Origin of the sequence: Streptomyces jeddahensis (assembly GCF_001642995.1) — a bacterium.
GTDB lineage: Bacteria > Actinomycetota > Actinomycetes > Streptomycetales > Streptomycetaceae > Streptomyces > Streptomyces jeddahensis.
The window spans coordinates 1-14,865 of sequence record NZ_LOHS01000121.1 but is presented as its reverse complement, the minus strand read 5'-3'; the positions used below and the strand labels follow the sequence as shown (position 1 = coordinate 14,865).

Here is a 14,865-nt window from a genome sequence, read left to right as displayed (position 1 = left end):
TCACTCCGTGGAACTTCCCCGCCCTTCAGCCGGCTGGCAAGACCGCCTCGGCGCTCGCGGCGGGCTGCACCGTCGTCCTCAAGCCGGCCCGGCTGGCCCCGTACTCAGCTGTGGTCCTGGCCGAGATCCTGGAGGCCGCCGGAGTCCCCGCAGGCGTCTTCAACCTCGTCACTGGCCGCGGCTCGGTGATCGGAAATGCACTCGCGTCGCACCCCGACGTCGCCCTGGTGTCCTTCACCGGCTCGGGTGAGACCGCGCTCCAGGTGAATGCCGCCGCCGGCCAGAGCGCCAAGCGCGTGGCCACCGAACTCGGCGGCAGGTCTCCGCAGGTGATCATGCCCGATGCGGACATGGACATCGCGGCCGGCACAGCGCTCACCTGGCTGATAGCCAACACCGGCCAGATCTGCAGTGCGCCGAGCCGGACCCTGGTGCCGCGCGAGCGGCTGGAGGAGTTCCTGTCCGTGCTGCTCCCGCGGATCGAGTCCATCAGGATCGGCGACCCGCTCGCAGACGACATCGACATGGGCCCGCTGATCTCCGCCGAGCAGTGGCAGACCGTCCAGCACTACATCCAGGCCGGCCTGGATGAGGGAGCCCACCTGGTCACCGGTGGCCTCGGCAAGCCACATGGCCTGGAGCAGGGGCACTTCGTCAAGCCCACTGTCTTCACCGGGGTCACCAACGACATGACCATCGCCCAGGAAGAGATCCTCGGGCCGGTGATGTCGATCATCACCTACGACACGGTGGATGAGGCTGTCGAGATCGCCAACGACATCCGGTACGGCCTTGCCGGTTACGTCACCGGCGGCGATCCGGCGGACGCCGCGGACGTCGGTTCCCGTATCGAAGCCGGCTACGTGATCGTCAACAACGCCGATTTCGACTGGACCGCGCCCTTGGGCGGGTGCAAGGAGTCCGGCAACGGCCGCGAATGGGGCCCCGAGTGCATGCAGGAATACCTGGAGACCAAGGTCGTGCTGGGCCGCTGCTGACCGACGCGGGGTCCCATCGGGAAATGGCGAGACTGAGATGGCAGCGCTGATGGGACACCGTCCGTGAACGCCCGGCCTCGCGCTGAAGTCCTATGCGTACGCCTGCTTGCCGCGGTGTGGCCGCGCGGTGGAGAAGCATCCCTCCCAACTCGGACACCCTCGTCACACCGCTGACGTCATAGGCAGCGGTGTCGTCAGTCGACGGTCGGGCTTCCGGGGCGGCGGTACACGCCGTACCAGTAGCCACGCGCCAGTTCGCGAGCGACGACGGTGTCGTCGCTGCCGTCGCTGTTGGACACCTGCTGCGCGATGACCTGACCGCCTCCTTGGATCATCACCTTGGCCGCGAGTTCGGGGTCGATGTCCGCCGGGGTACGGCCGGCCCGCTGCTCTTCCTTCAGCACCGTCACGAGGTTGTCGATGAAGCGGTCCTGGTCGGCCGTCCACGCCTCGCGGACCAAGGGGTCGTACGCGGCCACCTCGTTGATCGCTGCGAGCAGGGCCGCATGTTCGCGGTAATGCCGCAGGGTGAGCTCGTAGGTACGGGCCAGGCCGTCGACGCCACCGTCGGGGCCGGTGGGCCGCCAGGCTGCCGCGATCGCATAGCTCTCGGTCTTGAGGGAGCCACTCAGCCGGAGCAGGACGTCGACCTTGTCACGGAAGTACAGATAGAACGTCGAACGGGAGATCCCCGCGGCCTGTGCGATCTGCTCCACGCTCAGCTCGGTGTAGGTCACACCACCGCGCAGACACTCCTCGATCACGGACAGGATCCGCTTTTCGAGGGCAGCCCGCCGGTCGGCCGCACTGGAGCGTCGTCGGGTGGTGGAAGCCATACGGGCATCCTAAGGAACCGGACGGAGGGTGTGCCGAGCAGGTCACTGGCAAACAGTCCTGCCCACCGTGCCGAGCACGCACAGCAGCAGGGCGGGGTTCAGACCATCAGGATCACCTGTTCGCTGATGCCGAGGAGAGGTGGGGCGACTCCGACGCGAGGACGCTCTTCCTGTTCGGGGAGGACACGAGAAGTTCTTCGTCGAAATCGGCAGAACGTCACCCTCCTGCCTTAGGCCATAGCTCTCCGCAACGGGCGTGAGAGGAGCCCCGGCCGGGGCCCGGGGGAAGCCAGCGGCCGGGGCTCGATCCACGGGTCGTGAAGACCAATCTCCACGTCCGGGTCCTGCGCTGACTGCCGGCTCGAACTCCCGGGCACGGCAGGCCGAGGCGGGACGCAGCGGGAACGACCGGCCCCGTCGGCCGACGCAGGCGAGGGTGGACGGTAACCCTGGCAGACCTCAACCAGGCCCGCCCACCAACTGGTGACGATCATACGATCGATTGGACACTGTGTCCAACACTGCATCCGAAGTGGGTGTGGGGCGGATTGCGACCATGCGACGGCACAACGCGGCCGTTGCGCATGCGGCCAGGCCGCGGGGCCCATCGCCGGATCGTCTGCTGCGCGATCGCCAACGTGACGGCTCCGGTGTCAAGGGCCTCCCGCTCACCGGCGTGGCCAGCCGGGGTAGTTCCTACGCGCCGGGTACCCGGCGGGAGTCGTCGGTGTACGTCCAGAACCACCTGCGGTCCATCCTCGGCGAGTACATGGGTTTCGACATCGACTTCAACGTCCCCGAGCTGACCGCCGCCGCCTCCAACCCGGCCATGGCCGAGCTGGTTCCGCTGGCCGAGGACTCCTGGGCCAAGGCCCTGGAGGACGCCGTCATCAAAGGCGAGGCCACCACACAGCGCGTCGCCATGAGGTGGCCCGACCCGGCCTGTCCGGTCGGCACCCCATGGCCTCCACCGCGCAGCGTCCGCGATGGAGGCCTGCTTCTTCGAGCTGCCACTGCGCCGGCTCCTGCTCCGGTCCCCGTCCGCCCCGTCCGGAGATGCACGCGAGGAACACGATGACCACCAATCGAACCGTCATTGATCAACGTCCGCGGCCGCCGCCCCAGCGTCTCCAGACAGGAGATGGTGTCTTTGGGACCGCCCCGTGCGATCACCGCAACCGTTCAGGCGTCCGGGCCGTCGTCGGCAGCGCCAGTGCGGCGGCTGGTGGCCCCGGAGTCGAGCGCGTCGCGCAACATGGCGCGTGACGTGATGCCCAGCTTCGGATAGATCTGGTACAGATGCGCGCCCACGGTCCGGTGGGAGAGGAACAGGCGCTCGGCTATCTGCTTGTTGGTCAGGCCAGAGGCCGCCAGTCGGGCGATCTCCCGCTCCTGGGGCGTGAGGAGCGTCCGCCCCTTCGGCTCACCGGGACTTCGCCTGTTCCAGCCTGCGGCTCGTAGTTCCTGCTCCGCGCGTTCGACCCACGGCCGGGCTCCCAGGTGTTCGAACGTCACCAGCGCGGCGCCGAGCGGCTTCCGGGACTCGGCCGTTGCCCTGATCCGCCGCAAACGCTCCCCATGGGCGAGCTGTATGCGTGCGTACTCGAAACGCCAGCGTTCGGCTCCGGGAGTCGCCAACGCCCGCTCGAACAGCCGCAGTGCCTCCTCGTCGTCGGTGGTGCACAAGGCGGCCGCCCCGTCCAACAGCAGGGCCTGCCGGGGGGAGAGGGCGGCCGTGTGTGCCTCCCGCATCGCACGTACGTGATCAGCGGCCTCCTGGTCCCTGTTGATCCGGACACCGGCCTCCACCAGGTCCGTCGCCACCCACAGGGCGTGCGGGGCGTGCGACGCGAGGCTTCCCGCCGGGCTGACGGCGGCCGCGTGCTCGTAGGCCCCCGGGAAGTCACCACGTCCCAGGGACGCCACTGCGGCCGCATGGTGCGCATAGTGTCCGGCGCCGTGTGCTCCGCGGGCCGAGGCCCAGTCGATGATGCGGTTGGCCGTCGCAAGGCTGTCGTCCGCGTTCCCGCGGGCGCCGGAGATGATGGACTTGATGTACAGGTAGTACCAGGCGAAGGCGGTGTATCCGTGCTCTTCGCAGATCTGGAGCCCCTCGTCGGCGAGGTCCAGTGCCTCGTCCCACCTTCCGCTGAGGTAGTCGTCCAGGCACAGGTGGATCAGTGCGGACAGGTGCCGCCGGGCCGGGCCACCGTCGCGTCCCGTGCGCACCACCCGCCACGCCGCTTCGCGGACTTCGCCGAGCCGGTCGAGGTAGAGGGCCGCCGTTCCGGTGCGGGTGATCTGCATGGGGTCGGTCTCCCCGGGCAGGCTCGCGATGAGCAGGTCGAGTTCCCCGCTGGCCGCCGCGCCGGTGCGTGCCGGGTCGGAGAAGGTCCTCCCCAGCGCGGACAGGAAGAGCGGCGGCTTCGGCTTCAGCCGTTCCAGGGCCCGGTAGTAGGGCTGCCACAGCTCGGCCCGCGCGCCGAAGAAGCAGATGAGCGCGAGCATGTGGAGCGCGTCGACGAGCGCCTTGTCGCCCGCGTCGTATCCGTGAGTTTCAGCGGTGGACTCGATGGCAGCTACGAGCAACCGGTGGGCGGTGTCGACGTCACCGTCGCTGTTGAGGACGAGAAGCGCGGTTGCTGTGGCGGAGTGCAGAGAGTTCTCCGGATTCGGGACGGCGTGCCTGGCGTCGTCCAGGAGCTTGCGGGCACTGGGCAGTGCGCCGGTGGCCTCCGCGCCGAGGTAGGCCGCTTCCGCGAGGCGGCGGCTGCGGTTCTGGCCCTGGGGGGTGAGGTGGGCGGACCGGATCAGCGTCCGCATGCCCCCGGCCGCGTCACCGCGGTGCAGGGTGAGGCGTGCCGCGTCCTCCAGCAGGGCGGCAACCTCCTCATCAGGCTCCACGGTGGCCTCGCCCAGGTGCCAGGCGCGGCGCTCGGGCTGGTCGACGAGGACCTGTGCGAGCGCCCCGTGCACCGCGCGCTGCTCGCCGCTGGTGGAGTTTCCCACCACGGCGGAGCGGATGAGTGGATGGCGGAACCTCAGCCGCCGCGTGCTCCCCTCGATGCGCACCAGCTGATCGCGCTCGGCGGGCGCGAGATCGGCCAGGTCGTATCCGTCGTTCGCCTGCCGGGATGCTGCCTGCAGCACGCCCAGGTCGCCGGTGCCTTCAAGCGCCGCGAGCAGCAGCAGACGCCGGGACGGCGTGGGCAGCCCGGTCACGCGGGAGCCGAACAGGGTCTCAAGGCGTCGGCTGAGCGGCAGCACGGTGGGCGGGTCCATCGACGCCGGCTGCAGCGCTGTCGGCAGTTCCAGCAGAGCCAGGGGATTGCCGCCCGCAACGGCCAGAAGGTGCTGGCGCAAGCTGCGCGCGAGACCAGGGAACTGGATGCCGACCAGCTGAGCCGCCGACTCCTCGTCGAGCGGCGGCAACTCGTACGTGGGCAGCCCGCCCCCCTCGTAGAGGAGGTTGTGAGCTCCGGAGCGCGCTGCAGCGAGGAAGCTCACCCCGAGGCCGGTCACCCGCCGGGCGACGAAGCCCAGTACGGCGGTGCTCGCCTGGTCGACCCAGGGCAGGTCGTCGATAACGACCAGAAGCGGACCCGCTGCGGCGACCTTCTGGAGCAGGCGCAACACGGCATTGGACACGAGGAGCCGCTCCGGCGGCCTGCCGCTGTCGAAACCGAGCGCCACCCGGAGGGCTTCGCGGAAGGGCACTTCGAGGTCGTCAATGGTGTCCAGGAACGGGAAGAGGATCTGGTTGAGGCAGGAGTAGCTGCAGTCCGCCTCGAACTCGACGCCGGCGGCGCGGAGGACCCGGATGCCTTCCTCGTCCGCGGTCCGGGCGAGTGCGTCCAGCACCGCCGTCTTCCCGACCCCGGCGTCGCCGGCCAGCAGGAGTGACCCGCCGCCGGCCTTGAAGCCCAGCAGATCACGGACCCGCCGGAGGTCGCCGTCCCGGCCGATCAGCGTGTTCGTCTGTCCGTACGTGAATGTGACACCCCCACCGATCACAACTGCTCCCTCGCTCTCCGACGCGCCCTAGTCGTGGCGCGTCGGAGTCGCCCTTCGACTTGAGGAGGGGGCTCTGTGCGCGACCGCAAACGACGGTGGGCCTCACACAGTATGCACGACATTACGTTGGACAGTCTGTCCAGCATTACAAAGCCGGACAACCAGGGCGTCAGTCGAGCGTACTCAGCGCTTGGCGCAGAGCCAGGACGGCCTGGGCGACAGCCCCGCGTGCCGCAGTCGTCGACGACAGTGGGGCGAGCACGACGAAATCGTGGATGACGCCCTCGTACCGCGTAGCGGTGACCTCTACTCCTGCCGCACGCAGCTTGGCCGCGTACGCCTCGCCCTCGTCCCTTACGACGTCCGCCTCCGCGGTGATGATGAGCGTCGGCGGCAGTCCGGCGAGCTGCTCCTCGGTCGCTCGCAGCGGGCTTGCAGTGATCTGCGTGCGCTGCGACTCATCGGGCGCGTACTGGTCCCAGAACCAGCGCATCGCTTCCCGGCGTAGGAAGTAGCCGTCAGCGAAACGGCGGTACGAGCCGGTGTCGAAGTTCGCATCGGTGACCGGGTAGAAGAGCACCTGCTGGACGAAACTGACGTCCCCGCGCTCCTTGGCCAGCAGCGTCAGGGCCGCACTCAGATTGCCGCCCGCGGAGTCCCCCGCGACGGCCAGCCGCGTCGGGTCGATGCCGTGGTCGGCTCCTCGGCGCGCGACCCACCGGGCCACCGCGTAACACTCCTCCAGGGCGACGGGGTAACGGACCTCCGGGGAGAGCGTGTACTCGGGGAAGACCGCGACGGCCTGTGCGCCCACCACCAGGTCACGGACCAGCCGGTCATGGGTGAACGCGCTACCGAAGACCCAGCCCGGGCCGTGGAGGTACAGGATGGCGGGAAGCGCGCCGACGGCCCCCTTGGGGCGGACGATGCGCACCGCGACACTGCCGTTCGGTCCGCCCGAGACCGCGATCCACCGTTCGTCGACTTCGGGCATACCGGCCTGTCCCATGCGTCCTTCCTGCCCGCCGGACACCCCATGCGCGGGAAGTGCCGCCCCGGCGGCTCGTGCCGCTTCCGCTGTTCCCGCCCTCTGTATCCCCTGCATGGCCTTGCGGCCTTCCACCGGGCCCAGGTCCGTGAGGTACGGCGACTCTGCGGTGGCCTCCACGAACGCGCGGGCCGCCGGCTCGAGCACCGGTTCCGAAGGGTTGGAGGATGGGTCGGACATCACGTACTCCTTGGCGGCGGTGGCGTCGTGCATTGCAGCTCAACACCCGGTACGCCTGCGCCGGCGGCCGTGGAGGCGCGGCCGGGTACCGGCGCAGGCGAAAGATCAACTCCAAGGAATACCCGGGGGTGGCCCGGGGCGCATCAGTCACATGACTAGGCACTGCGGCCTGTTGATCGGGCATGTGACTGTCGTGTGAGCGACATCGCCCGCCGTGCGGTCCAGAGGGCGCCCTGCGCTGCCGACCCGAACCTCGTGTGTTGCGGATTACAAGAACTCACCCCATTCGGCGGACAGTTCAAGAGGATGACGCACCATTCCACGGCCTACCCCCTGTGGGACAGCGAGCACGGCCAGCAGGCCATGGAGTCGGTCCGCACACGCGGCTGTGGGAGCTGGGCGTCGGGAGCCTGCTGGCCTTCGGTGCCGGGGCGCTGCGGTGCGTTCCCCGCCTCATCTCCGCCGGGGCGCCTGGCTCGGACTGACCGCGATCGTCGCCTCGGCCGTGCAGTACGACGACGACACCCCGTTCCCCGGCCATTACGCGCTCCTGCCCGTGCTCGGGGCAGCGCTGGTGATCGCGGACGGTTGCCGTGTGGCTCCCTCCGCCGTCTCACGGCTGCTCTCGCTGCGTCCAGCGACATGGGTCGGGGACCTCTCGTACGGCTGGTACCTGTGGCACTGGCCGCTGCTGATGCTCGGCCCGGCGGCATTGCGACAAGCGTGAGAACCCAAGCGTCGGAACCGGGTTACGTTTCAAGCGTCGCCGACAGGGCGCGTTTGTCAACGGGCGTCGGATCGCCCGACATGACCCTGAAGCGGTCACCTCATCCCTTCCGATAACCGCGTGCCGGTCGTGCCAATCGATACCTATGCGGGGGTCAAGTCTGCCTGCCCCGCCATGGGCACCATACCTATGGGAACCGCTGACAGTCCGTTCCGGCATGGTCGGATGACGGATTACCTCCACGCCCGGCATGGCCAAACATGGATGTCGAAAGGGAACGCCGACCGGTTAGCAGAAATTCATGGCAAGCGCCTGAATGGCGAAATGGTCGGCAATGAAGAAGACACCATGTAAGGAGCTGGTCGCAGTGCCTGACATTTCGACCGAAGAGGCCCAGCGGGTTCTCTCGGCCGGTGTGCGAAGGGCAGCGGAAATGGCGCTGCCCGTGAACATCGCGGTGTTCGATACCGGTGCGAACCTCAAGACCTTCGTTCGTATGGACGGTGCCCTGCTGGGTTCGGCCGACATCGCGATGGGGAAGGCGCGCACGTCGGCGCTGTTCCAGCTGGACTCCGAAGCGCTCTTCGAATACTGCAAGCCGGGCGGTACGTCGTTCGGCCTGGAGAACAGCAACGGCGGACTGGTGGTCTTCGCCGGCGGCAAGCCGATTCGCAACGCCGAAGGCGTGGTCGTCGGGGCCGTGGGTGTGTCCGGGGGGTCGGTCGCCCAGGATGCCGAGATCGCCCAGGCGGCGGCTGCCGCGCTCGCTGCCGCGTCGGTCTGAGTTTCTGTCCTGGCCTTAGCTTCCGCCCCGGCTGGGGCGTGCCATGAACCGGTCCTGCCGATCGGTTTCTGAAAAATCACACATATAAAGAACCAAGTAAAGGAATGTGCATCATCATGAGCGGTAAGCGGATTCTGATCACGGGTGCCGGATCGGGTTTCGGTGAGGGTGCGGCCATCGGTCTGGCGAAGGAGGGCCACGACGTCATCGCCACGGCCCAGATCTACCCCCAGGTCGCGGCGCTCCGGCTGAAGGCCCGCGAGCTCGGTCTGGACAACCTGCGGGTCGAGAAGCTGGACGTCCTGGACCCGTACGATGTCGCGGCCGCGCTGAAGTGGGACATCGACGTGCTCTTCAGCAACGCCGGTATCGGTGAGGCCGGTCCGGTCAGCGAGATCCCCGTCGGGCTGCTGCGGAAGAACTTCGAGACGAACGTGTTCGCACCGCTCGAGCTCGCTCAGAAGTTCGCCCGCAAGTGGATCGACCAGGGTCGGCCGGGCAAGGTGGTTTTCACCTCCTCCATGGGCGGTCTGTTCACCCCGACCGGCTTCGGCCCCTACGTGTCGACCAAGCACGCGCTCGAGGCCCTCGCGGAGGCGCTCCGGGACGAGCTGCGCCCGCACAACATCAAGGTGCAGACCGTCAACCCCGGCGCCTACTTGACCGGTTTCAACGAGACCATGGCCGAGACGGCCTTCAGGTGGCTCGACGACGACAAGAACTTCAACAAGCGTGCCGACGTGCAGGCCGGGTTCGACTCGCTGCTCGGCACCGATGAAGGTCGCCTCGACCCCCAGGAGATGATCGACGCGATGGTGCGGATCGTGCCCAGCGACACGGGCAAGTTCCGCAACGTGGTGCCGGGCTTCGTCGAGGACATGCTGAAGCAGAGCCAGGCCGAGGCCTGGGACATCACCATCTAGGTGTTCCGTCCACGGAGATCGCCCTGACGCGGATCTCCTCCGAGGCACCTTCAAACGGCTGAGGGCCTTCTGGCGCGGTGCGGATTGCCACATCCGCAGCGGTGACCGGAAGGCCCTCATGCCGTCCCACCCGATGCCCTGACAGGGGCACTTCCCACACCGGATGCCCGGATGGTGCATCCCGCCGCGGTCGACGCCGCGCCGGGTGCGCCTCCTGGGCTGTTGAACGGAGAGAGTGTGACAACCATAGGCTCGACCGTGACGAAAAGGCGGAGCGAGGACGACGTTCCGTTGATCACCGCGTCACCGGCCTTGACCGGCGCCCTTCAGCAGGTGCTCGTCGATCTGATCGAGCTGCACCTGCAGGGCAAGCAGGCACACTGGAATGTCGTAGGTCGCAACTTCCGTGATCTGCATCTGCAACTCGATGACATCGTCGACACGGCCAGGGAGGCGGCCGATACGGTTGCCGAGCGCATACGCGCACTCGGCGCCGCCGTGGACGGACGTTCCGACATGGTCGCCGCGACCACGACGCTTCCCGCCTTTCCCGGCGGAGAGCAGGACACGGCAACCGTGGCCTCCCTCCTCGACACCCGCCTCCGTGCTACAGCGGCGACGCTCAGGCAGGCACGTGACGAGGTGGACGCGGAAGATCCGCCGACCGCCGACCTCCTGCACGCGATCATCGACGACCTGGAAAAGCACGCCTGGATGATGCGGGCGGAGAACCGTTAAGTCGCACCCCTGAGGAGACGGCCCTGTCGATCGTGGCCGAGCTCGTCGCCGATGGCCACGGCGGCTCGGGCCTGTCCCTGACAAGGACGCGCAGACCTATTCATCGTGACACCGCGGCTGTCTCCTGCGGTGTCATGTGACAGATCCAGTGGGTCGCATTGGGAAACGGACCGACATGTTGGGCTTTACACATCTGGTCAGATGACCGATGTCCCATGGACTGGTCCGCGCCATGGTTGTGGCAGTGCCACCGCATTCAGGAAAAGCAGTGCCACCGCATTCAGGAAAAAGGGAGGGGCCATGCCCGACAAACAACCGGAGAGCACGGCCGGCCGACCGGCCCTCGATCACATCAGCTCGCTGCCGATGCGTGTCCATCGGATCCTGTGGCCGTCGAGCCGTCTACCGATGCGGGCCGCTTTCCATTACGACCCGGGCGATCCACTGACGGTGGACGTCTGTCTACGTCCTCCCCACGGCCTTACCGTGACCTGGGTCATCTCGCGTGATCTCCTCTTCGAGGGCACACAGGGGCACACCGGCATGGGCGACGTAAGACTGTGGCCCTCGATGACTCACCCCCGGCCGGTGATGTACATGCAGCTTGAATCGCGCGGCATGACAGCACTGTTCGAGGTGGGCCTGTCCACGCTGGAGGCCTGGCTGCTGAGCACCTACGACCTTGTGCCACCCGGTACGGAACTGGACGGGTTCGACTGGGACCTGTTCGTGGAGCGTCTGCTCGGCGATGCCTGAGCACCCCCTTGGACGAGCGTTGCTGACTCCTCCCAGGACGAGGAGCACCTTTCGGATGTGGAGTTCGACATGACGACATTGACCGCCGCGGCGTCGGGATCGTTCACGATCAGCGCCGACCTGACGGTGAACCGCCTGGGATTCGGTTCGATGCGGCTCACCGGCAAGGGGGTGTGGGGCGACCCGAAGGACCCGGACGAGGCGGTGCGTGTGCTGCGCCGCGCCGTTGAGCTGGGCGTGAACTTCATCGACACCGCCGACAGCTATGGACCGTTCGTGGCCGAGCAACTCATCAAGAAGGCGCTGCACCCGTACAGGGACGACCTCGTCATCGCCACGAAGGCGGGACTGACCCGGCAGGGCCCAGATCTCTGGACCCCCGTCGGCCGACCCGAGTACCTGCGTCAACAGGCCGAGCTCAGCCTGCGGAACTTGGGTGTCGAGCGCATCGATCTCTTCCAGCTGCACCGCATCGACCGTGCGGTGCCGCTCGAGGACCAGGTGGGCGAGCTGAAGAAGCTGCAGGACGAGGGAAAGATTCGCCATATCGGACTGTCCGAGGTCAGCATCACCGACCTCCAAGCGGCGCAGAAGGTGGCGCCGATCGCGACTGTGCAGAACATGTACAACGTGGCCAACCGCTCGGCGGAGGAACTGCTCGACCATGCGACGGCCAACGGCATCGGTTTCATCCCGTGGTACCCGCTCGCGACCGGCGCCCTCGCGGCGCGCGGAGGCCCCCTCGCGAAGATCGCCGAGCGCACCGGACACACCCCCAGCCGGCTCGCCCTCGCCTGGCTGTTGAAGCGCTCGCCCGTCATGCTGCCGATCCCCGGCACCTCATCGGTCGCGCACCTGGAGGACAACACCGCGGCCGCGACCGTCCAGCTGTCCGATGAGGACTTCGAGGCGCTCGCCGCCGCGAACTGAAGCTCACCCGCCACTAACGCCAACGGAGAGAAGATGCCCCGCACGTTCCTCATCACCGGCGTGAGCAGCGGCCTCGGCCGCGCCTTCGCCACCGCCGCCCTCGAGGCCGGTCACACCGTCGTCGGCACGGTTCGTACCCCGGACCACGCCGCCGCCTTCGAGCAGCTCGCCCCGGGACGCGCTCATGCCCGCGTGCTCGACGTCACCGACACCGATGCCATAGCGCCGACCGTCGCGGCGATCGAGGAAGAGGTAGGTCGCATCGACGTGCTCGTCAACAACGCCGGCTACGGGGTCGAGGGCACTTTCGAAGAGACCTCCCTCGACACCTTCCGCCGCCAGTTCGATGTCAACGTCTTCGGCGTCGTCGCGGTCACCCAGGCCGTCCTGCCCCGCATGCGGGAGCGCCGTGCGGGTCACATCCTGTTCGTGAGTTCCATGGGCGGTCTTCGCGCCTTCCCCGGCCTGGCCGCCTATCACGGCTCCAAGTTCGCCGTCGAGGGCATCGCCGCCACGCTCGCCCAGGAAGTTGCTCCGCTCGGCATTCATGTCACCGCCATCGAGCCCGGCTCCTTCCGCACGGACTGGGCCGGCCGCTCCATGCACCGCGTCGAGAGCACCATCGCCGACTACGACAAGATCTTCGCCGCGACCCGCGAACGCCGCCTCGCCATGAGCGGCCACCAGCTCGGCAACCCCGCCCAAGCCGGCCGCGCCCTGCTCGCCCTCGTCGAGGCCGAGACCCCGCCGACCCACCTCATCCTCGGCAGCGACGCGCTCCGGCTCGTCGCCGACGCCCGCTCCGCCTTCGACGCCGAGACAGCCGCGTGGAGCGAGCTGTCGGAGTCCACCGACTACCCCGACGGCGAACAGATCGCATGAGAGAACCGACAACGACCGGGGATTCGATTGAGAACACATGACATGACTGTGGTGCTCACCGGCGCGACCAGCGGCATTGGGCAAGCCGCCGCTCGTGTGCTGGCGCCGCAGGTGACCCGATTGATCCTCCATGGCCCGCAAAGTCCACAAGAAGTTACTGGGCAGCTGGAGGAGCTCCGCGCTGCCGGCCCAGGAGAGGTGCATTACGTACACGCTGACTTCGACAGCCTGGCCATGGTGCGCGCACTCGCCTCCGAGATCTCGAAGATCACGGATCGGGTCGATGTGCTCATCAACAACGCCGGCCGCCCGGGAGCACCGCGACGTCGGCTCAGTCACGACGGCAATGAAGCGACTCTCCAGACGAACTACCTGGCGGCCGTGCTGCTCACCGAACGTCTCACCCCGTTGCTCGTTGCATCCGGCGGCCGAGTAGTACATGTCGCTTCGGCGACCCATCTGTCCGCTTCGCTCGACCCGGACGACCTCAATCTCGAGCGCTCCCACTACAGCGCAACGACTGCGTACGCGCGCTCGAAGCTGGCCTTGGTGGCGCACGCTCGGTGGCTGGTTGAACAAGCGGCCCCGCCGCAGCCGGACACTGTAAGTCTCCACCCGGGAGTCATCAGCACCGAGCTCTTGCACGCCATGTTCGATATCGGCGGTGACTCGGTCGTGCACGGAGCGCACAACGTAGTGAATGCCGCCCTGTCCACCGGTAGATGGGCCGGCCAGTACCTGGACGAGAGACGACCGGTCCAGCCGAACCCCATTACCCTCGACGCCGATTTCCGGCACCGGCTCGCACATCGCACCTTCGATCTCTTGCACCGCTCCGGCAAAGCACCTGAAGAGGCTGAAGCCCTCCCCTGAGGGTGGAGAACATGCCATGTTTGTCATTACGAGCCCATTGCCGGAAGTCGACCGCAAGGTCATCGCCGAGGCCTTGCGGGGCGCCCTGGTGGACCTGCTGGAGCTGTCGCTGACGGGCAAGCAGGTCCACTGGAGCCTGTACGGGCGACGCTTTGCTCCATTCATCTCCAGCTCGACGAGGTCGTGACAGGCGCCCGGGAGTTCTCCGACGCTGTCGCCGAGAGGGCCGCTGCGCTCGGCATCACGCCCGACGGCCGGGCGGCAACCATCGCTGCCGACGGCAACGTGCCCGTCTACCCCGCTGGTTGGGTACAGGACAGCGACGCAGTGACCGCAGTCGTGGAGTCCTTGGCCTCGGTCATTGCCCGGATGCGGGAGCAGGCGACGAACACGGGAACTCGCCGATGTCCCCGCCGTGGGCCTTGTGCGGACCGCGGCGCTGGACCTGGCAGACCTGGCGTCGGCGGACGCGTTCGCGCGGGCCTGGCGCGGGTCGCTTGACATCCTCGTGGCCAACGCGGGGATCATGGCGCTTCCGGAGCGGACCGTCACAGACGCAGGCTAGGAGATGCAGCTCGCCACCATCTTCCTCGGGCACTTCGTCCTGGCCGGCGCGCTGCACGCTGCGCTGGGTGACGCGGGCTCCGCCTGCATCGTGGTCGTCAGCTCCGGCGCCCATCACTGGGCGTCCTTCGACTTCGACGACCCGCACTTCGAGTGGCGTCCCTACGACCGGTGGGTGGCCTACGGGCAGTCCAAGACCGCCGACGTGGACCGCCGACGTGCTTTGAGCTCGTAGGCCCGGGCCAGGCCGTCGAGTACGCCCTCGGGGCCGCAGGGCCGCCAGGCCTCCGCTATCGCGAAGCTCTCCGTTTTGAGGGAGCCGCTCAGTCGCAGCAGCACATCCACCGGTTCAGGCGGGCGGCGCTGGCCAGCGCGGCATCGTGCCGCTCAACTGGCACCACTGCGTTCACCGATCGGCCTTGACCTCGGCGCGCACACCTGAGGAGACGGTCCTGTCGATCCTCGCCGAGCTCGTCGCCGATCGCCACGGCAGCTCGGGCCTGCCCCTGACAAGGAGGCACGCGCATTCACCATGACACCGCGGCTGTCTCCTGGGCCGTCATGTGACAGATCCAGTGGGCCGCATGGTGAAACAGACCGACTTATTGGGCC

15 protein-coding genes and 2 pseudogenes are annotated in these 14,865 nt (G+C 67.9%); 14 read left to right on the top strand and 3 right to left on the bottom strand.

The window, feature by feature from the left end; genetic code table 11:
* The coding region (locus STSP_RS28980) for an aldehyde dehydrogenase family protein (RefSeq protein ID WP_067283920.1) at window positions 1-998 on the top strand (998 nt) is incomplete at its 5' end.
* 194 nt (window positions 999-1,192) lie between these two features.
* On the opposite strand, the gene STSP_RS28975 is transcribed toward STSP_RS28980, so the two are convergent.
* Window positions 1,193-1,834, bottom strand: a complete 642-nt coding sequence (locus STSP_RS28975; RefSeq protein WP_067283918.1) for a TetR/AcrR family transcriptional regulator — start codon at window positions 1,832-1,834, stop codon at window positions 1,193-1,195.
* A 727-nt stretch (window positions 1,835-2,561) separates the two neighbouring features.
* Here STSP_RS28975 and STSP_RS39775 point away from each other — a divergent pair.
* Complete coding sequence (locus tag STSP_RS39775; protein ID WP_198547452.1) at window positions 2,562-2,912, top strand: hypothetical protein; 351 nt, start codon at window positions 2,562-2,564, stop codon at window positions 2,910-2,912.
* A 104-nt stretch (window positions 2,913-3,016) separates the two neighbouring features.
* Here STSP_RS39775 and STSP_RS28965 read toward each other — a convergent pair whose 3' ends face one another.
* Window positions 3,017-5,848: an ATP-binding protein gene (locus STSP_RS28965; protein WP_232789834.1), complete on the bottom strand. Its 2,832-nt coding sequence runs from the start codon at window positions 5,846-5,848 to the stop codon at window positions 3,017-3,019.
* A gap of 169 nt (window positions 5,849-6,017) precedes the next feature.
* Window positions 6,018-7,076 carry an alpha/beta hydrolase gene (locus STSP_RS28960; RefSeq protein ID WP_067283926.1) on the bottom strand — a complete coding sequence of 353 codons (1,059 nt, stop codon included), beginning with the start codon at window positions 7,074-7,076 and terminating at the stop codon, window positions 6,018-6,020.
* Window positions 7,077-7,515: 439 nt separating this feature from the next.
* Here STSP_RS28960 and STSP_RS28955 point away from each other — a divergent pair, with 439 nt between their 5' ends.
* The 12 genes and pseudogenes from STSP_RS28955 to STSP_RS40490 form a co-directional block, all read left to right on the top strand.
* Window positions 7,516-7,803: an acyltransferase family protein gene (locus STSP_RS28955; RefSeq protein ID WP_067283915.1), complete on the top strand. Its 288-nt coding sequence runs from the start codon at window positions 7,516-7,518 to the stop codon at window positions 7,801-7,803.
* 334 nt (window positions 7,804-8,137) lie between these two features.
* Window positions 8,138-8,587 (top strand): GlcG/HbpS family heme-binding protein, encoded by a 450-nt coding sequence (locus tag STSP_RS28950; RefSeq protein WP_067283913.1) that lies wholly within the window; start codon window positions 8,138-8,140, stop codon window positions 8,585-8,587.
* A gap of 116 nt (window positions 8,588-8,703) precedes the next feature.
* Complete coding sequence (locus STSP_RS28945; RefSeq protein WP_067283924.1) at window positions 8,704-9,510, top strand: SDR family oxidoreductase; 807 nt, start codon at window positions 8,704-8,706, stop codon at window positions 9,508-9,510.
* A gap of 171 nt (window positions 9,511-9,681) precedes the next feature.
* A complete protein-coding gene (locus STSP_RS28940; protein WP_078067591.1) occupies window positions 9,682-10,248 on the top strand; it encodes a Dps family protein in 567 nt (188 codons plus the stop codon).
* Window positions 10,248-10,388, top strand: a pseudogene (locus STSP_RS40500) (XdhC/CoxI family protein); the annotation flags it as partial. The gene STSP_RS28940 and the pseudogene STSP_RS40500, both read left to right, overlap by 1 nt.
* 61 nt (window positions 10,389-10,449) lie before the next feature.
* Entirely contained in the window at window positions 10,450-11,004 is a 555-nt protein-coding gene (locus STSP_RS41045; RefSeq protein ID WP_078067590.1) for an SsgA family sporulation/cell division regulator, read from the top strand.
* 69 nt (window positions 11,005-11,073) lie between these two features.
* Entirely contained in the window at window positions 11,074-11,934 is an 861-nt protein-coding gene (locus STSP_RS28930; RefSeq protein ID WP_067283922.1) for an aldo/keto reductase, read from the top strand.
* 33 nt (window positions 11,935-11,967) lie between these two features.
* Window positions 11,968-12,816, top strand: a complete 849-nt coding sequence (locus tag STSP_RS28925; RefSeq protein WP_067283908.1) for an oxidoreductase — start codon at window positions 11,968-11,970, stop codon at window positions 12,814-12,816.
* A 42-nt stretch (window positions 12,817-12,858) separates the two neighbouring features.
* Complete coding sequence (locus STSP_RS28920) at window positions 12,859-13,689, top strand: SDR family NAD(P)-dependent oxidoreductase (RefSeq protein WP_067283907.1); 831 nt, start codon at window positions 12,859-12,861, stop codon at window positions 13,687-13,689.
* Between the two features lie 16 nt (window positions 13,690-13,705).
* On the top strand, window positions 13,706-13,876 hold the full coding sequence (locus tag STSP_RS39350) for a ferritin family protein (RefSeq protein WP_157902924.1): 171 nt from the start codon (window positions 13,706-13,708) through the stop codon (window positions 13,874-13,876).
* A gap of 381 nt (window positions 13,877-14,257) precedes the next feature.
* A complete protein-coding gene (locus tag STSP_RS41340; RefSeq protein ID WP_408646381.1) occupies window positions 14,258-14,488 on the top strand; it encodes an SDR family NAD(P)-dependent oxidoreductase in 231 nt (76 codons plus the stop codon).
* 153 nt (window positions 14,489-14,641) lie between these two features.
* Window positions 14,642-14,820, top strand: a pseudogene (locus STSP_RS40490) (XdhC/CoxI family protein); the annotation flags it as partial.
* Window positions 14,821-14,865: the final 45 nt, after the last annotated feature.

Coding starts and splice junctions, on each gene's coding strand:
- STSP_RS28950 (WP_067283913.1), top strand. CDS start 8,138: ATGAAGAAGACACCATGTAAGGAGCTGGTCGCAGTGCCTGACATTTCG.
- STSP_RS28975 (WP_067283918.1), bottom strand. CDS start 1,834: ATGGCTTCCACCACCCGACGACGCTCCAGTGCGGCCGACCGGCGGGCT.
- STSP_RS41340 (WP_408646381.1), top strand. CDS start 14,258: ATGCAGCTCGCCACCATCTTCCTCGGGCACTTCGTCCTGGCCGGCGCG.
- STSP_RS28925 (WP_067283908.1), top strand. CDS start 11,968: ATGCCCCGCACGTTCCTCATCACCGGCGTGAGCAGCGGCCTCGGCCGC.
- STSP_RS39350 (WP_157902924.1), top strand. CDS start 13,706: ATGTTTGTCATTACGAGCCCATTGCCGGAAGTCGACCGCAAGGTCATC.
- STSP_RS28945 (WP_067283924.1), top strand. CDS start 8,704: ATGAGCGGTAAGCGGATTCTGATCACGGGTGCCGGATCGGGTTTCGGT.
- STSP_RS28960 (WP_067283926.1), bottom strand. CDS start 7,076: ATGTCCGACCCATCCTCCAACCCTTCGGAACCGGTGCTCGAGCCGGCG.
- STSP_RS41045 (WP_078067590.1), top strand. CDS start 10,450: ATGACCGATGTCCCATGGACTGGTCCGCGCCATGGTTGTGGCAGTGCC.
- STSP_RS28930 (WP_067283922.1), top strand. CDS start 11,074: ATGACGACATTGACCGCCGCGGCGTCGGGATCGTTCACGATCAGCGCC.
- STSP_RS28940 (WP_078067591.1), top strand. CDS start 9,682: ATGGTGCATCCCGCCGCGGTCGACGCCGCGCCGGGTGCGCCTCCTGGG.
- STSP_RS28920 (WP_067283907.1), top strand. CDS start 12,859: ATGACTGTGGTGCTCACCGGCGCGACCAGCGGCATTGGGCAAGCCGCC.